Below are 20,080 nucleotides of genomic sequence, written 5' to 3'. Positions count from 1 at the left end.
GATGTGCCTGTTCGACGCGCCCCGCCCACAGCCGCACTTGTAACTTGTAACTTGTAACTTGCGACTTGCCACTCAGAGCTCGAAGAGCTCCGCAGCGACGCTCGTCGCGTATCCCCCCGCCGTTAGCCCGAACTCGAGCACCAGGGTGTGCGGTTCGGGCCAGTGCCAGGCGAGGCGTTCGACCCGCAGGCGCAGGCTGCGGCGGGCGGCGGTGACCTGGCGGCGTTGGAGGCCGTCGACGAGGGGCTCCAGACCGCGGAGGGCCTCGGATTCCTGCCTGGCGACGGCGGGGCCCGGGGCCGGGCCGGCGCTGCCGGGCAGCGGGCCGGTGGGGTGGATCTCGAGGCGTGCCGTGCGCCTGGCAAGCGCTGCCGGCGCCTCGTCCGCCGCGGCGAACAGGCTGCCGCGGCCGTCCAGCACCATCAGGTCATCCGGTCCGGCGCGGTCCCAGCTGCCCTCCCCCACACGGGCAGCCAGCACCCGGTTGAAGCACTCCGACCGCGCCGCGGAGAGCAGCAGGCCCTGCTGGCCGCGGCCGCGCACCCGCAGGCGGTCCTGCATCCAGGCCAGGGCCTTGTCCACGTTGGCGCCGCCGCGGCCGAAGCGCTGCGGGCCGAAGTAGTTCGGGACGCCGTACCGGACCAGGCGAGCGAGGCGCCGGTCGACGGCAGCCGGTGCGGCTGCCACCTCGCGCAGCACGAGGCGGAACGCGTTGCCGGTGAGGGCCCCCACCCGCAGCTTGCGCCGGTGCCGGGCGGCCTCGAGCAGCTCGAGGCCACCCGCCAGCCGCCCTGGAGCGGGCAGCGCGCCGGCGAGGGGCCAGGGCACCGTCAGCCACTGCTCGGTGACCGCATCGCGGTCCTTGCGCCCGGCATGGCCGATGTCCCGCGCCGGCACCGCCCAGGCCGCGGCGATAGCGCGGATGGCCTCGTCCGTGGTCAGACCCGTCTTGCGGATCCGCAGCAGCAGGTGCGGCCCCTCACCGTCGGCCTCGAAGCCGAGCCGCTCGCGGACCCGGAAGTCCGCCGGCTGGCTGCGCAACCGCGCGGTACCAAGGGCTGCCCCGTGGGCCGGAGGCCGTGCGCAGGGCAGCAGCCGCGCCGCCGGAGGGCCGGTCACGGAGCGTCCGTGCGGGCGACCAGCACCACCGCCATGGCCGCGATCCCCTCGCCGCGACCGGTGAAGCCCATCTGCTCCGTGGTGGTGGCCTTGAGGTTCACCGCCTCCGCCTCGATGCCGAGGTCCGCGGCGAAGCAATCGCGCATGGCGGGCAGGTGGTCCGCGAGCCGCGGGCGCTGGGCGATGATGGTGGCGTCCATGTTCACCGTGGCCCAGCCCCGTTCGCGGGCAAGCGCCACCGCCGCCCGCAGCAGACGCCGGCTGTCCACCCCGGCATAGGCGGGGTCGGTATCCGGGAAGTGCTGACCGATGTCACCTGCCCCGATGGCGCCGAGCAGCGCGTCGGTGACGGCGTGCATGACGCAGTCGCCGTCGGAGTGGGCGGCGAGGCCGAGCTCGTAGGGAATGGTCACCCCACCGAGCACCAGCCGTCGGTCCGCGGCGAAACGATGGGCGTCGACGCCCTGACCCACCCTGATCACGGCGCCTCCTCTGCCCCGGCCTCGCGGGCCGCAAGAATCGCCGCCGCCAGGGCGAGATCGCTGGCATAGGTGAGCTTGATGTTGTCCACGGCCCCTTCCACCAGCCGGGGCCTGGCCCCGGCCCGCTCCATCGCCTCGGCCTCGTCGGTGACCGGCTGCTCCGCTGCCGCAGCGAGGGCACGCCGGAGTCTGTCGAAGGGGAAGAGCTGCGGCGTGAAGGCCTGCCACAGGCCCCCGCGGGGCACCGTGGCCTGCACCTGCTCGCCCGCCGCGCGCTTGAGCGTGTCGCGCACGGGCGCGGCCAAAAGCCCGCCGTCCGGCGAATCGCCGGCGCGTTCGATCAGGCGGCGGATGTCCGCGGTCCGCACGCAGGGCCTCGCCGCATCGTGCACCAGCACCAGGTCGTCCGTTCCGGCGCCCGCCTCGCCCAGGGCGGCGAGCCCGTTCGCCACCGAGGCCTGCCGCGTGGTCCCGCCCCGGCAGGCGATCACCCCGGCAAGCGCAGGCTCGTCGAGGGCACGCCAGTGCTCGTCACCCGGCGCCAGCACCAGAGCCAGCCCCTGCAGCGGCGCCGCTCCCCGCACCGCCTGCAGCGACCAGCCAAGCACGCTGCGCCCGTGCAGCACCTGATACTGCTTCGGCAGATCGCTGCCGAAGCGCTCGCCGCCACCGGCGGCGGCCACCACCGCCCACAGCGCCCTAGCCCGCATCGCTCACACCGATGGGGCGGCGAAAGCCGGCCAGGCGATCGAGCCGGTGCAAGGGGGCGTGGCGCGAGCGCTCAGCGAGCATCCTGCTCCACGACCTGGTAGAAGCGCTCCGCCTCGCCGATCATCCCGAGCTCGCGCCGGGCCCGCTCCTCCACCGCCTCCAGGCCGCTCTTGAGGTCGGCAACGTCGGCGGCCAGGGCCCGGTTGCGCTCCTCCAGGGCGGCGTTCTCCGCCTGCTGCTCGGCCACCTCCCGGGACAGGCGCCAGCCCGAGGGGATGCTGCCGTCGCCGAACCACAGACGCCCCTGGAGCACCAGCAGCGCGAGCAGCAGGGCGGCGGCGAGCATCCGCATGGTCAGCGGCCCGGGCCGAATTCGCGGAGGCTGGTGAAGGCGTCGCGCCCGGCGTAGCGGGCCGCGTCCCCCAGGAGCTGCTCGATGCGCAGCAGCTGATTGTATTTGGCGACGCGATCGGAGCGGCAGAGCGAGCCGGTCTTGATCTGGGTGGCGGTGCTGGCGACGGCGAGGTCGGCGATGGTGGTGTCCTCGGTCTCGCCGGAGCGATGGGAGACCACGGCAGCGTAGCCCGCCGCGTCCGCCATGGCGATGGCGTCCAGCGTCTCGGTCAGCGTGCCGATCTGGTTGAACTTGATGAGGATGGCGTTGGCGATGCCGCGGTCGATCCCCTCGCGCAGGATGGCGGTGTTGGTGACGAAGAGATCGTCCCCCACCAGCTGGACACGATCGCCCACGGCCTCGGTGAGCTGGCGCCAGCCATCCCAGTCGTCCTCGGCCATGCCGTCCTCGATGGAGACGATGGGATAGCGCCCCACCCAGTCCCGCAGCACCTCGACGAAGCCGGCGGCGTCGAACTCGCGGCCCTCGGAGGCGAGCCGGTAGCGGCCACCGTCGTAGAACTCCGAGCTCGCCGCGTCCAGCGCCAGCCAGACCTGCTCGCCGGGCCGGTAGCCGGCCTTCTCCACCGCCTCGAGAATGACCTCAATGGCCGCCTCGTTGGAGGGCAGATCCGGCGCAAAGCCGCCCTCGTCGCCGACGGCCGTGGACAGGCCGCGGGCCGCGAGCACGCGCTTCAGCGCATGGAAGATCTCGGTGCCGCAGCGCAGCGCCTCGCTGAAGCGCTGGAAGCCCACCGGCATCACCATGAACTCCTGGATGTCCACGCTGTTGCTGGCGTGGGCGCCACCGTTGAGGATGTTCATCATCGGCACCGGCAGCACGCACTCCCCCTGGGGGCACAGCTGGCGGAACAGGGGCCGGCCGGCGGCGTTCGCCGCCGCGTGGGCCACCGCCAGGGAGGCGGCCAGCAGGGCATTGGCCCCCAGGCGGCTCTTGTTGTCGGTGCCATCCAGCTCGATCAGGCGCTCGTCGATGCGGCGCTGGTCGTCCGCGTCCATGCCGGTGAGCGCGTCGCGGATGACGGTGTTGACGTTCTCGACCGCGGCCAGCACGCCCTTGCCGAGATAGCGTGCGGCATCGCCGTCGCGCAGCTCCACCGCCTCGCGGGCGCCGGTGGAGGCGCCCGAGGGCACGGCGGCGCGACCGAAGCCGCCCCCGGCCAGGCTGACGTCTGCCTCCACCGTAGGGTTGCCGCGGGAATCCAGGATTTCGCGGGCGACGATGTGCTCGATACGGGCCATGACTTGCTTCCTCGTTGTTGTCCGCACGGCGTCAGCCGCCGAGTTGCTGCTCAGCGAGCCCCCGGCGCCGAACCACCGCGTCCAGTTCGAGTAGGGTCTCCAGCAGCTCGCGCATGTGCCCGAGCGGCCAGGCGTTGGGACCGTCGGAAAGCGCCTCGTGCGGCCGCGGGTGCGTCTCCATGAACAGGCCCGCGATGCCGCTCGCCACTGCGGCCCGGGCGAGCACCGGAATGAACTCGCGCTGCCCCCCGGAGGCATGCCCCTGCCCACCCGGCAGCTGCACGGAATGCGTGGCGTCGAATATCACCGGGGCCCCGGTCTCGCGCATCACGGCGAGGGCGCGCATGTCGGAGACGAGATTGTTGTAGCCGAAGGACACCCCGCGCTCGCAGACCAGTATCTGGTGGTTGCCGGTGGCGCGGGCCTTGTCGACGACGTTGGCCATGTCCCAGGGCGCGAGGAACTGGCCCTTCTTGATATTCACCGGCAGCCCGCAGCGGGCCACCGCCTGGATGAAATCCGTCTGGCGGCACAGGAAGGCCGGTGTCTGCAGGACGTCCACCACCGACGCCACCTCGTCCAGAGGCGTGTACTCGTGCACGTCCGTGACCACTGGCAGTGCCAGCTCCTGGCGGACCCGCTCGAGCACCTTCAGCCCCGCCTCCAGGCCCGGCCCCCGGAAGCTCGCCGCCGAGGAGCGGTTGGCCTTGTCATAGGAGGCCTTGAACACGAAGGGGATGTCCAGCGCCCGGGCGATCTCCCGCAGCTCACCGGCGATCTCCAGGGTGAGCTCCGCGGACTCCACCACGCAGGGTCCGGCAATGAGGGCCAGCGGATGCTCCAGGCCCACCGGGCGACCGGCGAGTGTCACCGTCACGGCTCAGCCTCCCGACCCGGCCGTCGCCTCGCGGCCGTCGCTGCGTGCCGCCTCGCGCCGCCGCGAGGCGGCACGCACGAAGCCCGTGAACAGCGGATGCCCGTCCCGCGGCGTGGAGGTGAATTCCGGATGGAACTGACAGGCGAGGAACCAGGGATGGTCCGGCAGCTCCACCGTCTCGACCAGGTGACTGTCCCGGGACCAGCCGGAGATGCCGAGCCCGGCGTCGGCGAGAACCTGCTCGTAGCGGTTGTTGAACTCGAAGCGATGGCGGTGGCGCTCGCGGATGACGTCCTTGCCGTAGACCTCGTGAAAGCGGCTGCCACGCACGAGATGGGCAGACTGGGCGCCCAGGCGCATGGTGCCGCCGAGGTCGGAGGTGGCGTCGCGGTATTCCGTCAGCCCCTCCTCGTTCATCCACTCGGTGATCAGGCCGATCACGGGATGCTGCGGGTGGGTGACGAACTCGGTACTGTGCGCCCCCTGCAGCCCGGCGACGTTGCGCGCGAACTCAATGACGGCCACCTGCAGGCCGAGGCAGATGCCGAGGTAGGGAATACCCTGCTCGCGCGCAAAGCCCGCGGCGGCGATCTTGCCCTCGATGCCGCGCTCGCCGAACCCGCCCGGCACCAGGATGGCATCGACGTCGGCAAGCATGCCGGGGCCGTCGCGCTCGATCTCCTCGGAATCCACGTAGCGGATCGCGATCCGGCGCCGCGCCTGGATACCGGCGTGGCGCAGCGCCTCGTTCAGGGACATGTAGGCGTCCGCCAGATTGACGTACTTGCCGACCATGGCGATGGTCACCTCGCCCTCGGGGTGCTCCATCGCCTCCACCACCCGGTGCCAGTCGGCCAGGCTCGCCGGCGGCAGCTCCATGCCGAGCTTCTCCGCCACGATGTTGTCCAGCGACTGCTGGTGCAGCATCTCCGGGACCTTGTAGATATTGTCGACATCCAGGGCGGAGATCACGGCGCGCGGCTCGACGTTGGTGAAGAGCGCGATCTTGCGCCGCTCGTCCTCCGGGATGGGCTGGCTCGCCCGGCAGACCAGGATGTCCGGCTGGATGCCGATGGAGCGCAGCTCCTTGACGGAGTGCTGCGTGGGCTTGGTCTTCATCTCGCCGGCGGCGCCGATGAAGGGCACCAGGGTCAGGTGCACGAACAGGCAGCGGTTGCGGCCGAGCTCCGTGCCCATCTGGCGGATGGCCTCGAGGAACGGCAGCGATTCGATGTCGCCCACGGTGCCGCCGATCTCGATCAGCGCCACGTCCGCGGTGCCGGCGCCCTGCTCGATGCAGCGCTTGATCTCGTCGGTGATGTGGGGGATGACCTGCACCGTCCCGCCGAGGTAGTCGCCGCGGCGTTCCTTGCGGATGACGTTCTCGTAGATGCGGCCGGTGGTGTAGTTGTTGTTGCGGGTCATGCGGGTGCGCACGAACCGCTCGTAGTGGCCGAGATCGAGGTCGGTCTCGGCGCCGTCGTCGGTGACGAACACCTCGCCGTGCTGGAACGGGCTCATGGTGCCCGGATCGACGTTGATGTAGGGGTCGAGCTTGACCATGGTCACGGTCAGCCCGCGGGCCTGCAGGATGCTGCCCAACGAGGCGGCGGCGATGCCTTTGCCCAGGGAGGACACGACACCGCCGGTGATGAAGATGAATCGCGTCATGGTTCCGCCGGCTCAATGAGGGTGGGGCGGGTGCGTGAAGACCCGCCCGGAATGGCCGCAGAAGGTAGCAGAACCCCCACCCCGGTACAACGCGAGGCCGCCGTCACGGGCGCCCGGGGGACCGCCGCAAAACCGCCGCATCGCCCGCCGGTTGCGGCGGCTGCGGCTGCCAGTCGGGCCACCAGCCGGCACTGCCGGGGCCCGCCTGCCAGCCCTCGGCCACCGCCAGTCCGGCAACGGCGATGAGCTCACCCTCCGCAGTGAGGATAACCGGCAGCCGCGCGCGCCACCACAGCGGCACCCCCGCCTCCCGCAGCCAGTGCTTGAGGGCACGGCGCTTCCGCCCTGGGGGCTGGAAGCGATCGCCGGCGGCGGGCGGACGCGCCAGCAGCTCGCCCGGCAGCCGCGCGGGCTCGAGCCCCGCGCCGGTCACGGAGCGCCACCGGATACCCCCCACACCGTCCCAGACGCTCGTTGCCGGTGGGGGCGCCACGGGGCGCGGCGTCGGTACCGGCCAGTCCAGCGGCAGGCGGTAGAGCTCGCCGGCATGGCGGCCGACGCGGCCGTCGGCCCAGACCAGCTCCGGCGCACGATCCGCGGCGGCGCCGAGCAGCGCGGCGAGGCCGTCGGCAAGCCGCGCCGCCGGCGGCGGCCGCCGGCCGTCCCGGGCAAGCCACCGCCGCACCAGCGCCCGGACCTCGCGCTCCGGGCGCGCGGCGAGGGCTGCCACCGGCAGCGGCCCCGGGGGCTCGCCGGCCATGCCCCGGAGCACCTCGTCCAGCAGCCCGTCGCGCAGGGCGCGGGCCTCGGCAGACTCCCGGGCCAGGCGCGCCAGCCGCTGCGGCACATCCGACCAGCGCCCCGCGAGCTCGGGCATGATGCGGTGGCGCAGCCAGCTGCGATCGTGCCGCGGGTCCCGGTTCGCCGGGTCCTCGATCCACGCCAGCGCCCTGGCGTCGGCATAGGCGGCGATGGCGGACCGCGGCACGGCCAGCAGCGGCCGCAGCAGGGTGCCGGCCCCAAGCGCGCGCTGCGGCTGGATGCCTGCCAGACCGTCCGGTCCGGTGCCACGGAGGACGCGCAGCAGGAGGGTCTCGGCCTGATCGTCGGCATGATGCGCGGTGGCGAGGTGCTCACCGACCGCCAGCGCCCGGGCCAGTGCCCGGTAGCGGGCCGCGCGGGCCGCCGCTTCGAGGCCCTCCCCGGCCGGGACCACCCGTACCGGCAGCACCGTCAGCGGCACGCCCAGGTCGCCGGCGACGGTCTCGCAGTGCCTGGCCCAGGCATCCGCCTGCGCCTGCAGCCCGTGATGGACGTGGAGCGCGCGCACGCGCAGGCCGGCGGCGACGGCCAGATGCAGCAGCACGTGGGAGTCGCGGCCGCCGCTGAACGCCACCGCCAGCGACCCGAGCCCGGCGGGCAGCGCGGCGCGCAGATCGGCGGGTGTGAGCGAGGGCATGAGGCGCGCGGCCGGGCTACTCCCGGAAGTGGCCGAGGCCCATGAGGCGCTGGTAGCGCTCCTCCAGGAGGGTATCGATATCCGTGCGCTGCAGCGGCTCCAGCTGCTCCAGCAGCGCCGTGCGCACCCGCTCGACGGTGGCCTCCCGGTCCCGGTGCGCGCCGCCGAGGGGCTCCGGGATCAGCTGGTCCACCAGCGCCAGCTCCTTCAGCCGGGTGGCGGTGATGCCCATGGCCTCGGCGGCGTCCGCAGCGCGCTCGGCGCTCTTCCAGAGAATGGAGGCGCAGCCCTCGGGAGAGATCACCGAATAGGTGCTGTACTGGAGCATCAGCAGCCGGTCACCGACGCCGATGGCGAGCGCCCCGCCGGAGCCGCCCTCGCCGATCACGGTGCAGATCACCGGCGTGCGCAGCCGCGCCATGACCTTGAGATTGCGGGCGATGGCCTCGCTCTGGCCGCGCTCCTCGGCGCCGACGCCGGGATAGGCACCGGGGGTGTCGATGAAGGTGATCACCGGCAGGCTGAAGCGCTCGGCCATCTCCATCAGCCGCAGGGCCTTGCGATAGCCCTCGGGGCGCGGCATGCCGAAGTTGCGGCGGATCTTCTCGCGGGTGTCGCGGCCCTTCTGGTGGCCGATCACCACCACCGACCGGCCGTCCAGCCGGCCGATGCCGCCGACGATGGCCGGGTCGTCGGCAAAGGTGCGGTCACCGTGGAGCTCCTCGAAGTCGGTGAGGAGCGCGTCGATGTAGTCCTGGGTGTAGGGGCGCTGGGGATGGCGGGCGAGCTGGGCGACCTGCCACGGCGTGAGGCTGCCGAAGATCTGCTCGGTGAGCTGCCGGCTCTTGGCCTGCAGCCGGGCGATCTCCTCGCTGATGTTGACGTCGGCGTCATCGCCGACGTAGCGGAGCTCCTCGATCTTGGCCTCCAGCTCCGCGATCGGCCGCTCGAAGTCCAGGAAGTTGAGATTCATCGTCGCCATCCGCAGCCCGCTCCGGCGCAAAGCCCGGGATCATAACACCGCCAACGCGTTACCGGGACGTCGCGAATTGCAGACGAACCGCGAAGACGCAAAGGGCGCAAAGACCGAAGGCGCCAAGATGTTCATACAGGGCGCGGACACCCAACTAGGGTGGCGGGCCTCGCCCTCATCTCCATTCCTTGGCGACTTCCTTCGTGTCCTTTGCGCCTTTGCGACTGTCCACCGCTCTGCCGCTAGGAGTAGTCGAGGCGCACGGCGCCGGGGGCGACGAGGGACTCGAGGCGGCGGACGAGGTCGTCGGTGGGGCGCACGCGCCAGTCGTCCCCGAGGCGCAGGCGGGCCTCGGCGCCCTCGCCGTGGTAGTCGATCCACACCGGGCAGTGGCCCTCGCGGTACTCGGTGAGGGCCTCGCGCAGGGCCGGCACGAAGCCGTTGCCGGCGCGCGCGGCGTCGACGCCGATCACCAGGCGCCGGGCAAAGGCCTCGCGGGCCTCGGTCATGTCCAGCACGCGCTCGGCGGACACCCGGTAGCCGTCGCTGAACTCGTCGTAGCCGAGATCGCCCTCCACCACCAGCAGGCGGTCCTTGGCCAGCAGGTGGCGGTAGCGCTGGTAGGCGTCGCCGAACAGGATCACCTCCAGGCGCGCCGTGCGGTCGTCCAGGGTGAGAAAGCCGAGGCGCTTGCCGCTCTGGGTCAGGCGGGCGCGCAGGGCGACCACGAGGCCCGCCACCACCACCCGCCGCTCGCCCTCGCGCCGGCGGCCGTGGCCGTTGCCCTCGCCCGCCACCGCCGTGCCGCCGGCGCCGGCGGCGGCCTGCTTGAGGCGGCAGCTGACGATGGCGCCGAGCTCCGCCTCGTGCTCCTCGATGGGGTGCCCGGTGAGATAGAGGCCAAGGGTGTCCTTTTCCGCCGCGAGCCGCTCCTGCTCGGGCCATTCCGCCACGCTCGCCAGATCGCTGCCGGTATCCGCCTCCGCCGCCGCGCTGCCGAGGCCGAACATGTCGTCCTGGCCGAGCTGGCGGTTGCGCGTCTGCTGCTCGGCGGCCTGCAGGGCCCGCCCGAGCCACGCCATGGCGCTGGCCCGGTTGGGGGTGAGGCTGTCCAGGCTGCCGGAGCGGATCAGCGCCTCGAGCACGCGGCGATTGGCGCGGCGCAGGTCGATGCGCCGGCAGAGGTCGAACAGATCGGCGAACGGCCCGCCCGCGTCCCGCGCCTCCACCACCGCCTCGATGGCGGCATGGCCGACGCCCTTCACCGCGCCCAGGCCGTAGACGATGGTGCGCTCGTCCCGGGCCTGGAACATCCAGGCCGAGCGGTTGACATCCGGCGGCTCCACGGCGAGCGCCATGCTCCGGCACTCGTCGATGAGGGTCACCACCTTGTCGGTGTTGTCCATGTCCGAGGACAGCACCGCGGCCATGAACGCCGCCGGATAGTGCCGCTTGAGCCAGGCGGTCTGGTAGGACAGCAGTGCGTAGGCGGCGGAGTGGGACTTGTTGAAGCCGTAGCCGGCGAAGGTCTCCATCAGGTCGAAGAGGCCTTCCGCGTGGGCCGGCTGCAGGCCCTGGGCCGTGGCGCCCTGGAGGAAGATCTGGCGCTGCTTGGCCATCTCCTCGGGCTTCTTCTTGCCCATGGCCCGACGCAGCAGGTCGGCGCCACCGAGGCTGTAGCCGCCCACCGCCTGGGCGATCTGCATCACCTGCTCCTGGTAGAGGATGACGCCGTAGGTGGGCTTGAGGATCGGGCGCAGGGCGTCGTGATGGAGCTCCGGAGTCGGGTAGGCGACGGGCTTGCGGCCGTGCTTGCGGTCGATGAAGTCGTCCACCATGCCGGACTGCAGCGGCCCCGGGCGGAACAGCGCCACCAGGGCGATGATGTCCTCGAAGCTGTCGGGCCGCAGGCGTCGGATCAGATCCTTCATGCCGCGGGACTCGAGCTGGAAGACGGCGGTGGTCTGGCAGTCCTTCAGCAGCTCGAAGGTGCCGGGGTCGTCCAGCGGGATGTCGCCAATGTCCAGGGCCGACTCGCCGCGTCCCGCGCGGATGGCGTTCACGGCGCGCACGGTCCAGTCGATGATGGTGAGCGTGCGCAGGCCGAGGAAGTCGAACTTCACCAGACCCACTGCCTCGACGTCGTCCTTGTCGAACTGCGTGGCGAGGCCTCCGCCGCCCGGCTCGCAGTAGAGCGGCGCGAAGTCGGTGAGGTCCGAGGGCGCGATGACGACACCGCCGGCGTGCTTGCCCACGTTGCGCGAGAGGCCCTCCAGCCGCCGCGCGAGGTCGAGCAGCGTGCGCACCTCCTCGTCGCCGTCGTAGAGGGCGCGCAGATCCTCCTCCTGGGCCAGCGCCTTCTCCAGGGTCATGCCGAGCTCGAAGGGTATGAGCTTGGCAATACGGTCCACGTAACCGTAGGCGTGGCCGAGCACGCGGCCGACATCACGCACCACCGCGCGGGCGGCCATGGTGCCGTGGGTCGCGATCTGCGAGACCTTCTCGCGGCCGTAGCGATCGGCCACGTAGTCGATCACCCGGTCGCGCTTCTCCATGCAGAAGTCGACATCGAAGTCGGGCATCGACACCCGCTCAGGGTTAAGAAAACGCTCGAACAGAAGGTCGTAACGCAGCGGATCCAGGTCGGTAATATCCAGCGCATAGGCGACGAGCGAGCCCGCGCCCGAGCCCCGCCCCGGGCCCACCGGGATGTCCTGCTGCTTCGCCCAGCGGATGAAGTCGGCGACGATCAGGAAGTAGCCCGGAAAGCCCATCTGGCTGATGACGCCGAGCTCGCGCTCCAGACGCTCGCGATAGTAGCGGCGCGTGCCCTCCGGGTCCTCGGCATCCGCCGGAATGATGCGCGCCAGCCGGCGCTCCAGCCCGGCCTCGGCCTCGGTGCGCAGGTAGTCATCGATGCCCATGCCGGCCGGCACGGGGAAGTCCGGCAGCACGTTCTGGCCGAGGGTGAGCGACAGATTGCAGCGCTGCGCGATGGCGAGGGTGTTCTCGAGCGACTCCGGGATGTCGGCGAACAGCTCTGCCATCTCTTCGGGACCGCGCAGATACTGCTCCTCGCTGTAGCGGCGCGGCCGCCGCTCATCGTGCAGCACCCGCCCCTCGTGGATGCAGACCCGCGCCTCGTGAGCCTCGAAGTCCTCGCGCTGCAGGAAGCGCACGTCGTTGGTGGCCACCACCGGCACGTCCGCCGCGGCGGCCAGGGCCACGGCGCCGTGTACCTGGTCCTCGTCCCCCGGCCGGCCGGTACGCTGCAGCTCCAGGTAGTAGCGGTCCCCGAGGAGCGCGGTCCACCAGTCGAGCCGCTCCCGGGCGAGGGACTCCTGCCCGGCCACCAGCGCCCGACCGACGTCACCGCGGGCGGCACCGGAGAGCGCGATCAGGCCCTCATGCCATTGCTCCAGCCATGCCCGCTGCACCACCGGCAGGCCCTCGCTGCCCTGCCCCTCCAGGTAGCTCGCGGTGATCAGCCGCGTCAGCGAGCCGTAGCCGGTGTCGTCCATGCAGAGGAAGGTCATGACGTCATGGCCTTTCCCCTCGGGGGCGGCGATGCGCAGGTCCGCGCCGATCAGCGGCTTGACGCCGGCGGCCAGTGCCGCCCGGTAGAATTTCACCATCCCGAACAGGTTGCCCTGGTCGGTGACTGCCACCGCGGGCATGCCCGACGATGCTGCCGCCTGCACCAGCGGCTTGACGCGGACGATGCCGTCGATCAGGGAGAACTCGGTGTGCAGATGCAGATGGACGAAGCCGGCCGGCATCAGGTTCACTTCCCGCGCTGGAGCATGAATGGGCACGATGCCCGCGGTCCGGCATCCGCCGCCAGGGGGAGGCGCGGGGATGCCCCGCCGGGGCCGGTTCATTATGCTACTGGACTGGTCCGCATATCTCACCGGGTCACCGCCATTCGCCGGCCCGCGCTTCCGCAAGGAGCCCGCATGATTCACGACACCGCCGTCATCGACCCGGAGGCCCGCCTCGGCCGGAATGTCCGGGTCGGCGCCTATGCGGTGATCGGCGCCGGCGTCACGCTGGGCGACGGCTGCGAGGTGGGCCCCCACGCCGTGCTCGAGGGGCCCGCCACCCTTGGCCCGGGCAACCGCCTTGCCGCCCACGCCGTGCTGGGCCTGCCGCCCCAGGACACCGGCTACGCCGGCGAGCCGACGCGCCTCGAGATCGGCGCGCGCAACGTCTTCCGCGAATTCGTCACCGTCCATCGCGGCACGCCGAAGGATCGGGGGGTGACCCGCATCGGCGACGACAATCTGTTCATGGCCTACACCCACCTCGGCCACGACGGCGATCTCGGCAGCCGCGTGACCATCGCCAACGGCAGCCAGCTCGCCGGCCACGTGCACGTCGGCGACCAGGCCTACATCTCCGCGGTCTGCGGTGTGCACCAGTTCGTGCGCATCGGCCGCAACGCCATGCTCGGCGGGGGCGCCGTGGTCACCCAGGACGTCGCGCCCTACGTCACCGTGGCCGGCAACCGCGCCCGACTGCATGGCCTCAACAGCCGCGGACTGCGGCGGGCGGGCCTGTCGCTTGCCGCCCAGCAGGCCATCCGAGGGGCCTACCGGCTACTCTTCCGGGAAGGGCTGCGTCTGGAGGAGGCGCTGGCAAGGATCGAGGCGGATCCGGCCCTGGATCTGCCGGAGATCGCCGAGCTGGTGACCTTCGTCCGCCAGAGCCGCAGGGGGCTGATCCGATGACTGCACTCCGCACCGCCGTCATCGGCGTCGGCTACCTCGGCCGCTTCCACGCCCAGAAGTACGCGGCACTTCCGGATGCCGAGCTGGTTGCCGTGGTGGACCGTGACGCCGAGCGCGCGCGGGCCGTGGCCGCCGAGGTGGGCTGCCGGGCGCTCACCGACCCCGACGACCTCCGCGACCAGGTGGACGCGGTGAGCATTGTGGTGCCCACGCGCCAGCACTACGCCATCGCCGCGCCGTTCCTGGAGGCCGGCACCCACGTGCTGATCGAGAAGCCGGTCACCGTGAGCGTGGCCGAGGCGGACGCGCTGGTGGCCCTCGCCGCCCGCCATGGCGCCCTGCTGCAGGTGGGCCACCTGGAGCGCTTCAACCCCGCTGTGCTCGAGGTCGCCGACCTGGTGCGCGAGCCGATGTTCATCGAATCCCACCGCATCGCCCCGTTCAACCCGCGCGGCGCCGATGTCAGCGTGGTGCTGGATCTGATGATCCATGACATCGACCTGATCCTGGAGCTGGTGGACCGCCCCCTCGCCCGCATCGACGCCAACGGTGCGCCGGTGATCTCCCGGGACATCGACATCGCCAACGCCCGCCTGCAGTTCGACAACGGCTGTGTCGCCAACGTCACCGCGAGCCGCGTGAGCCTGAAGGCCGAGCGGCGCATGCGCATCTTCCAGCGCAATGCCTACCTCGCCCTGGACATGCAGGCCCGCAGCGTCGAAATCCGGCGCCGGCGCGATGAGGCGGACGCCGACGCCGCCCCCACCATGGCGGACATCGAGCACGAGCAGCGGACCCTGGAGCCCGGCGACGCGCTGCAGGCCGAGATCGCCGCCTTCCTCGACAGCATCCGCCGGGGCACGCGGCCGGTGGTCTCCGGCGAGGACGGGCGACGGGCGCTGGAGGCGGCCATCGAAATCTCCCGCCAGCTGCGCGAGAATCCGCTGCCCGGTCAGCCGTGATACGACGGCGCAGAGAAGGACGCCCGAGCCCATGATCCCGATGGTCGATCTCACCGCCCAGTACGCCGAGCTGCGCGCCGAAATCGACGCCGGCCTCGCCGAGGTGCTGGACGGCGCCAGGTTCATTCTTGGCCCTAACGTCCAGGCCTTCGAGGCCGAGGTGGCGGACTATCTCGGCGTGCCCCACGCGGTGAGCTGCGCCTCCGGCACCGACGCCCTGCACCTCGCCCTGGCCGCCGCCGGCATCGGACCGGGGGACGAGGTGATCACCAGCCCCTTCACCTTCATCGCCACCGCCGAGGCGATCCGCTACCTCGGCGCCGAGCCGGTGTTCGTGGATATCGACCCGCGCAGCTTCAACATCGACCCGGCCGCCGCCGAGGCGGCAATCGGCCCGCGCACGCGGGCGCTGCTGCCGGTGCACCTGTTCGGCCAGCCTGCGGACATGCCGGCACTGACGGCGCTGGCGGAGCGCCACGGGCTCGTCCTGGTCGAGGACTGCGCCCAGTCCTTCGGCGCCAGCGTGGACGGCGCGCAGACCGGAAGCCTGGGCGCTGCCGGGGCATTCAGCTTCTTCCCGAGCAAGAACCTCGGCGCCTACGGCGACGGCGGCCTGGTCAGCACCAGCGACGACGGCATCGCGGAGCGCCTGCGGGCGCTGCGCAACCACGGCAGCCGCGAGCGCTACCACCATCACATGATCGGCTACAACAGCCGGCTGGACGAGATGCAGGCGGTGATCCTGCGCAGCAAGCTCAAGCGCATCGACCGCTACAATGCCGAGCGCCGGCGCGTGGCCCGCCGCTACAGCGCGGCCCTGGCGGGCCTCCCCGGCCTCACCCCGCCCCACGAGGACGGCATCGGCCATCACGTGTACCACCAGTACACCCTGCTTTGCGCCGACGGCCCGCGTCGGGACGCGCTGATGCAGGCCCTCCAGCAGGCGGAGATCGGCTGCGCCATCTACTACCCGATCCCGCTGCACCGCCAGGAGGTCTTCGCCGACCGCTACGCCGGCGTCCACCTCCCCATCGCCGAGGACACCGCCCGCCGCTGCGTCTCCCTCCCCATCTACCCCGAGCTCCCCGACGCCACCGTCGACCACATCGCCGAGGTCGTCCGCTCGGCTAGTGGATAGGCGCGTTACGGGGACCGGGGGACCACCGCGAAGGCGCAAAGGACGCGAAGTCGGGAGGTTGAGTGTAAGGGACGCAAGCTCCCCTTAATCGCGTGCCGTACCGGATGCTCGCACCAGCCAAACCCCCTAAGTCTCCTCCCTTGGCGTTCTTTGCGCCTTTGCGGTTATCCCCCTCCTCTCTCGACTGTGCGCACGCCGGCTATGACTGCCCGGACCGGGGCGAAGGAGCGGCGGTGGCACGGCAGCGGCCCGTGGTGGCGGAGGCGTTCCAGGTGCAGGGGCGTGGGGTAGCCCTTGTGGCGGTCGAAGGCGTATTCGGGGTGGCGGGCGTGCAGCTCGAGCATGAGGCCGTCGCGGTAGACCTTGGCCAGGATCGATGCCGCACCGATGGCCGGCTCGCTGGCGTCGCCGCCGATCACGGCCCGGGCCGGACACGGCAGCTCCGGCAGCTCGCGGCCATCCACCAGCGCCGAGACCGGGGCGGGGGCCAGCGCCGCCACGGCGCGCTGCATGGCCAGCAGGCTCGCACGCAGGATGTTGTGCGTATCGATCTCCTCCGGGCTGCACTCGGCGATGGCCCAGGCCACCGCGCGCTCCCGGATCTGCGTCGCCAGCGTCTCGCGGCGCCTCGCCGAGAGACGCTTGGAGTCGGTGATACCGGCCACCGGCCGATCCGGGTCCAGGATCACGGCGGCCGCCACCACCGGTCCGGCGAGCGGCCCGCGGCCGACCTCGTCGACGCCGGCGATCATCCCGGCTCCCCGGACGTGACCGGCACGGGCACATGGCCCTGCTCGCACAGCAGCTGGGTCACCGCCTCGGCGGCGCGGGCGCTCGCGCCCTGGCGCAGGCTCTCGTGCAGCTCGCGGAAAAGCGTCACCAGCTCCGCGCGCTCTGCCGGCGCCTCCAGCATGGCCAGCACGGCGGGGGCAATGCGCGTGGCCGTGGCGGCGTCCTGGGTGAACTCCGGGATGACCTCGCGCCCGGCGATGAGATTGGGCATCGCGAAGTGCGGAATGATCACCGACCGGCGGGCGATCCAGGCCGTGAGCCGGCTGACGCGATAGGCCATGACCATGGGCCGCTTCAGCAGCATGGCCTCGAGCGTGGCCGTGCCCGAGGCCACCAGCGCGGCGGTGGCGGCCGTCAGCGCCTCGCGGGCGCGGCCGTCCAGGAGCATGACCTGGCTGGCGAGCGCCGGCGGCAGCAAGGCCTCAATCTCCGGGCGCAGCGGCGGCGATGCGCAGGGAATCACGAATCGCAGCCGCGGCCGTTCGGCCTGCAGCCGCCGCATGACCTCGACGAACACCGGCGCCAGCCGCCGCACCTCGGAGCGGCGGCTGCCAGGCAGTACCGCCAGCACCTCGTCCGCCTCGCCGAGGCCGAGGGCCTCGCGCGCCGCCGCACGGTCCGGCTCCAGCGGGATCTCGTCGGCCAGCGGATGGCCGACGAACACGGCCGGGAAGTCGTGGGCGCGGAAGAAGTCGCGCTCGAAGGGAAAAATGCAGAGCATCCGATCCACCGCGGCCTGCAGCTTGCCGAGCCGTCCGGGCCGCCAGGCCCACACCGTCGGGCTGACGTAGTGCACCGTCGGCACCCCGGCCGCCTTCAGTCGGCGTTCCACGGGCAGGTTGAAGTCCGGCGCATCGACGCCGATGTAGAGGTCCGGCGGTGCCGCGCGCAGGCGGCGCAGCAGATCCCGGCGGATACCGAGCAGCCGCGGCAGGTGGCGCAGCACCTCGGTGAGGCCCATGACCGACAGGGCCTCCAGCGGATGATAGCTCTGCATGCCGACGGCCCGCATGCGCTCGCCGCCGATACCCTCGAAGGTGACGGCCGGGAAGCGCCGCCTGAGCTCGGCCATGAGCCCGGCGGCGAGAAAATCCCCGGACGGCTCGCCCGCGACGATGGCGATGCGCATCGCGATGTCTCAGCCCGTGGCGCGGCCGGCGGCCGGGCTGCGGGCCCCGGCGTCGGCGCTCACCTGACGATCCCTCGCCGACTCTCGCGCAGAAAGGTGACCAGCGGCTCCAGCATGGGTTCGCTGTCCGCCGCCGCAGCGATCTCGTCGATGGCCTGGTGCAGGCGCAGACCGCGCTTGTACAGCGCCCGATAGGCACGGCGCAGTGCCCGCATCTGCTGCGCCGTGCAGCCGCGCCGGCGCAGGCCCTCGCTGTTCAGCCCGTGGGGCAGTGCCGGGTCACCGGCGACGGTGACATAGGGCGGCACGTCCTGGCGGATGCAGCTGCCCATGGAGGCGAAGCAGCCCCGCCCCAGGCGGCAGAACTGATGCACCAGGGTGAAGCCGCCGAGGATCGCATGGTCCGCGACCTCGACATGGCCGGCCAGGGAGGCGCCGTTGGCGAAGACGATGCCATCGCCCACCTGGCAGTCGTGGGCAATATGGACGTAGGCCATGATCCAGTTGCCCGCACCGATCCGCGTGCGCCCGCCGCCTTCGCCCGTGCCGCGATTAATGGTGACGAACTCGCGGATGGTGTTGTCCTCGCCGACCTCGAGCACGCTCTCCTCACCGGCGAATTTCTTGTCCTGGGGAATCTCGCCGACGGAGGCGAACTGGAAGATGCGGGTGCGCGCGCCGATCCGGGAGGGACCGCGCACCACCGCGTGCGGCCCCACCTGGCAGCCGGGGCCCAGCTCCACACCGGGACCGATGATGGCGTAGGGGCCGATCTCGACATCGGCCGCCAGCCGGGCGTCCGGGTCGATGACGGCCCTGGGGTCGATCCCGCTCACACCGCCCTCATGGTGCAGCGGATATCCGCCGCGGCGGCCATGGCACCCTCCACCCGGGCATCCGCCTGGAACAGCCAGATACCGCGCACCACGCGCTGCAGGCTGGCGCGGAACTCGACGGTATCGCCGGGCACCACCGGCCGCTTGAACTTCGCCCCGTCGACGCCGACCAGGTAGAACAGCGGGGCGCCGTCTGGCAGCTCCGCCCCCGGCTCGTGCTCGCGGGTGACGAAGGCCAGCAGGCCGCAGGCCTGGGCCATCGCCTCGATCAGCAGCACGCCGGGCATGATCGGCTTCTGCGGAAAATGGCCGGCAAAGTAGGGCTCGTTGGCGGTGACATTCTTGCGCGCCAGAAGCCACTCGCCCGGCGCATAGTCGAGCACCCGGTCCACCAGCAGAAACGGATAGCGGTGCGGCAGCCGGCGCTGGATGCCGTCCAGGGCGATGGTGCGCGACCCGTCCTCGGTATCTGAAGTCATTACGTCTTCCCGTTCTCCGAATCCTCGCCCCGGTCCCGGAGCCAGCGCTCCAGCGCCCGCAGCCGGCGTGCCATGTCGTCGAGCTGGTGGAAGCGTACCGCGTTGCGCCGCCACTCCCGCGCCGGCGATATGGTGACGCCGGAAGAGTACAGGCCCGGTTCGCGGACGTCATGGGTCACCATGGTCATGCCCGTGAGCACCGTGTCGTCGGCGATGTACAGATGCCCGGCGATGCCGACGCCGCCACCGATGGTACACCGCCGCCCGATGCGGGTACTCCCCGAGACGCCCGTACACCCGGCAATTACCGTGTGCTCGCCGATGCTGACGTTGTGCGCGATCTGCACCAGGTTGTCGATCTTGACGCCGTCGCCGACCTCGGTGTCCTCGAGCGCGCCACGATCAATGGTCGTGTTGGCGCCGATATCGACGTCGTTACCGATCACGACCCCGCCGAGCTGCGGCACCGGCTCCCAGCCCGCGTCCCCGGCCGCGAAGCCGAAGCCGTCGGCGCCGATGACGACGCCGCCGTGCACCCGCACGCGCTCCCCCAGGCGACAGCCGTGATAGACGGTCACCCGCGCCTCCAGCCGGCAGTCCGCGCCGAGCACCACGCCGGCACCGAGCACGCAGCCCGGTCCCACCAGGCAGCGTGGCCCGATCCGTGCGCCGCCGCCGATGCTCGCCTGCGGGCCGATCTCGGCGTCGTCCGCGATCTCCGCGTCCGGGGCAACCACGGCCGAGGGATGGACCCCCGGGCGGACCGGCGGCAGCGGATTCAGGTGGCGCGCGATGCGGGCGTAGCAGAGATAGGGGTTGTCGCTGAGCAGGGCCGGCAGCTGCAGGCCGTCGGCATCCGCGGGACGCACCACCACAGCGGAGGCACCGGTTTCGGCGAGGTAGCGGCGGTACTTGCTGTTGGCAAGAAAGCTGATCGCACCCGGTCCGGCGTGCTGCAGAGGGGCGACGCGGTCGATGCGGCGACTGCCGTCGCCCACCAGGCGGGCACCGGTGAGCTCGGCGAGCGTCTGCAGGCTTACGCCGTGATCATCCCCCACCCCCGGGC

18 protein-coding genes are annotated in these 20,080 nt (G+C 71.8%); 3 read left to right on the top strand and 15 right to left on the bottom strand.

The features are described from left to right. Positions 1–72 precede the first annotated feature (72 nt). The 10 genes from truD to dnaE all read right to left on the bottom strand — a co-directional run bounded on the left by truD (position 73) and on the right by dnaE (position 12,727). Entirely contained in the window at positions 73–1,119 is a 1,047-nt protein-coding gene (truD, locus tag LMH63_RS10220; protein WP_109677611.1) for a tRNA pseudouridine(13) synthase TruD, read from the bottom strand. Beyond that, complete coding sequence (gene ispF, locus LMH63_RS10215) at positions 1,116–1,598, bottom strand: 2-C-methyl-D-erythritol 2,4-cyclodiphosphate synthase (RefSeq protein ID WP_109677697.1); 483 nt, start codon at positions 1,596–1,598, stop codon at positions 1,116–1,118. The genes truD and ispF overlap by 4 nt, the downstream gene beginning before the upstream one ends. Beyond that, positions 1,598–2,311 (bottom strand): 2-C-methyl-D-erythritol 4-phosphate cytidylyltransferase, encoded by a 714-nt coding sequence (gene ispD / locus LMH63_RS10210; RefSeq protein ID WP_109677609.1) that lies wholly within the window; start codon positions 2,309–2,311, stop codon positions 1,598–1,600. Before ispD ends, ispF begins: the two co-directional genes overlap by 1 nt. Positions 2,312–2,382: 71 nt before the next feature. Beyond that, the gene (gene ftsB / locus LMH63_RS10205; protein ID WP_109677607.1) at positions 2,383–2,664 is read right to left on the bottom strand and encodes a cell division protein FtsB; all 282 of its coding nucleotides are present in this window, start codon (positions 2,662–2,664) and stop codon (positions 2,383–2,385) included. Between the two features lie 2 nt (positions 2,665–2,666). Next, positions 2,667–3,968 carry a phosphopyruvate hydratase gene (gene eno / locus LMH63_RS10200; protein ID WP_109677605.1) on the bottom strand — a complete coding sequence of 434 codons (1,302 nt, stop codon included), beginning with the start codon at positions 3,966–3,968 and terminating at the stop codon, positions 2,667–2,669. A 31-nt stretch (positions 3,969–3,999) separates the two neighbouring features. After that, positions 4,000–4,839, bottom strand: coding sequence for a 3-deoxy-8-phosphooctulonate synthase (gene kdsA, locus LMH63_RS10195; protein ID WP_109677695.1), 840 nt, complete (start codon positions 4,837–4,839; stop codon positions 4,000–4,002). A 9-nt stretch (positions 4,840–4,848) separates the two neighbouring features. Next, positions 4,849–6,516 carry a CTP synthase gene (gene pyrG / locus LMH63_RS10190; protein ID WP_109677603.1) on the bottom strand — a complete coding sequence of 556 codons (1,668 nt, stop codon included), beginning with the start codon at positions 6,514–6,516 and terminating at the stop codon, positions 4,849–4,851. 103 nt (positions 6,517–6,619) lie between these two features. Then, a complete protein-coding gene (gene tilS, locus LMH63_RS10185; protein ID WP_109677601.1) occupies positions 6,620–7,975 on the bottom strand; it encodes a tRNA lysidine(34) synthetase TilS in 1,356 nt (451 codons plus the stop codon). Between the two features lie 16 nt (positions 7,976–7,991). Next, positions 7,992–8,948: an acetyl-CoA carboxylase carboxyltransferase subunit alpha gene (locus LMH63_RS10180; RefSeq protein ID WP_109677693.1), complete on the bottom strand. Its 957-nt coding sequence runs from the start codon at positions 8,946–8,948 to the stop codon at positions 7,992–7,994. A 242-nt stretch (positions 8,949–9,190) separates the two neighbouring features. Beyond that, on the bottom strand, positions 9,191–12,727 hold the full coding sequence (dnaE, locus tag LMH63_RS10175) for a DNA polymerase III subunit alpha (protein ID WP_109677599.1): 3,537 nt from the start codon (positions 12,725–12,727) through the stop codon (positions 9,191–9,193). Positions 12,728–12,904: 177 nt separating this feature from the next. On the opposite strand from dnaE, the gene lpxA (LMH63_RS10170) reads away from it, so the two are divergent. From lpxA (LMH63_RS10170) to LMH63_RS10160, 3 genes are read left to right on the top strand one after another with little or no spacing between them, the layout of a single operon-like run. Continuing rightward, on the top strand, positions 12,905–13,678 hold the full coding sequence (gene lpxA, locus LMH63_RS10170) for an acyl-ACP--UDP-N-acetylglucosamine O-acyltransferase (RefSeq protein WP_109677597.1): 774 nt from the start codon (positions 12,905–12,907) through the stop codon (positions 13,676–13,678). Further along, positions 13,675–14,640: a Gfo/Idh/MocA family protein gene (locus tag LMH63_RS10165; protein WP_109677595.1), complete on the top strand. Its 966-nt coding sequence runs from the start codon at positions 13,675–13,677 to the stop codon at positions 14,638–14,640. The genes lpxA (LMH63_RS10170) and LMH63_RS10165 overlap by 4 nt, the downstream gene beginning before the upstream one ends. A 31-nt stretch (positions 14,641–14,671) precedes the next feature. Continuing rightward, positions 14,672–15,778, top strand: a complete 1,107-nt coding sequence (locus tag LMH63_RS10160; protein ID WP_109677593.1) for a DegT/DnrJ/EryC1/StrS family aminotransferase — start codon at positions 14,672–14,674, stop codon at positions 15,776–15,778. Between the two features lie 164 nt (positions 15,779–15,942). Here LMH63_RS10160 and rnhB read toward each other — a convergent pair whose 3' ends face one another. Genes rnhB through lpxD form a run of 5 tightly spaced genes read right to left on the bottom strand, consistent with a single transcriptional unit; the run spans position 15,943 to position 20,072 of the window. Then, complete coding sequence (rnhB, locus tag LMH63_RS10155; RefSeq protein WP_109677591.1) at positions 15,943–16,530, bottom strand: ribonuclease HII; 588 nt, start codon at positions 16,528–16,530, stop codon at positions 15,943–15,945. After that, positions 16,527–17,699 (bottom strand): lipid-A-disaccharide synthase, encoded by a 1,173-nt coding sequence (gene lpxB, locus LMH63_RS10150; RefSeq protein WP_109677589.1) that lies wholly within the window; start codon positions 17,697–17,699, stop codon positions 16,527–16,529. The genes rnhB and lpxB overlap by 4 nt, the downstream gene beginning before the upstream one ends. Before the next feature lie 59 nt (positions 17,700–17,758). Continuing rightward, on the bottom strand, positions 17,759–18,535 hold the full coding sequence (gene lpxA, locus LMH63_RS10145) for an acyl-ACP--UDP-N-acetylglucosamine O-acyltransferase (protein ID WP_109677587.1): 777 nt from the start codon (positions 18,533–18,535) through the stop codon (positions 17,759–17,761). Further along, positions 18,532–19,014, bottom strand: a complete 483-nt coding sequence (fabZ, locus tag LMH63_RS10140; protein WP_109677585.1) for a 3-hydroxyacyl-ACP dehydratase FabZ — start codon at positions 19,012–19,014, stop codon at positions 18,532–18,534. The genes lpxA (LMH63_RS10145) and fabZ overlap by 4 nt, the downstream gene beginning before the upstream one ends. Beyond that, positions 19,014–20,072, bottom strand: a complete 1,059-nt coding sequence (gene lpxD / locus LMH63_RS10135) for a UDP-3-O-(3-hydroxymyristoyl)glucosamine N-acyltransferase (protein ID WP_109677583.1) — start codon at positions 20,070–20,072, stop codon at positions 19,014–19,016. Before lpxD ends, fabZ begins: the two co-directional genes overlap by 1 nt. Between the last annotated feature and the right edge of the window lie 8 nt (positions 20,073–20,080).

This window comes from Spiribacter halobius (genome assembly GCF_020883455.1).
In the GTDB taxonomy this organism is placed as follows: Bacteria; Pseudomonadota; Gammaproteobacteria; order Nitrococcales; family Nitrococcaceae; genus Sediminicurvatus; species Sediminicurvatus halobius.
Note: the sequence above shows the minus strand (reverse complement) of the source record. Positions and strands in the feature narration are given on the sequence as shown.

Bases quoted from the DNA above. Each gene is read 5' to 3' on its own strand.
- ispD (WP_109677609.1), bottom strand. From the start codon at position 2,311: ATGCGGGCTAGGGCGCTGTGGGCGGTGGTGGCCGCCGCCGGTGGCGGC.
- ftsB (WP_109677607.1), bottom strand. From the start codon at position 2,664: ATGCGGATGCTCGCCGCCGCCCTGCTGCTCGCGCTGCTGGTGCTCCAG.
- eno (WP_109677605.1), bottom strand. From the start codon at position 3,968: ATGGCCCGTATCGAGCACATCGTCGCCCGCGAAATCCTGGATTCCCGC.
- pyrG (WP_109677603.1), bottom strand. From the start codon at position 6,516: ATGACGCGATTCATCTTCATCACCGGCGGTGTCGTGTCCTCCCTGGGC.
- tilS (WP_109677601.1), bottom strand. From the start codon at position 7,975: ATGCCCTCGCTCACACCCGCCGATCTGCGCGCCGCGCTGCCCGCCGGG.
- LMH63_RS10180 (WP_109677693.1), bottom strand. From the start codon at position 8,948: ATGAATCTCAACTTCCTGGACTTCGAGCGGCCGATCGCGGAGCTGGAG.
- dnaE (WP_109677599.1), bottom strand. From the start codon at position 12,727: ATGCCGGCCGGCTTCGTCCATCTGCATCTGCACACCGAGTTCTCCCTG.
- lpxA (WP_109677597.1), top strand. From the start codon at position 12,905: ATGATTCACGACACCGCCGTCATCGACCCGGAGGCCCGCCTCGGCCGG.
- LMH63_RS10165 (WP_109677595.1), top strand. From the start codon at position 13,675: ATGACTGCACTCCGCACCGCCGTCATCGGCGTCGGCTACCTCGGCCGC.
- LMH63_RS10160 (WP_109677593.1), top strand. From the start codon at position 14,672: ATGATCCCGATGGTCGATCTCACCGCCCAGTACGCCGAGCTGCGCGCC.
- rnhB (WP_109677591.1), bottom strand. From the start codon at position 16,530: ATGATCGCCGGCGTCGACGAGGTCGGCCGCGGGCCGCTCGCCGGACCG.
- lpxB (WP_109677589.1), bottom strand. From the start codon at position 17,699: ATGCGCATCGCCATCGTCGCGGGCGAGCCGTCCGGGGATTTTCTCGCC.
- fabZ (WP_109677585.1), bottom strand. From the start codon at position 19,014: ATGACTTCAGATACCGAGGACGGGTCGCGCACCATCGCCCTGGACGGC.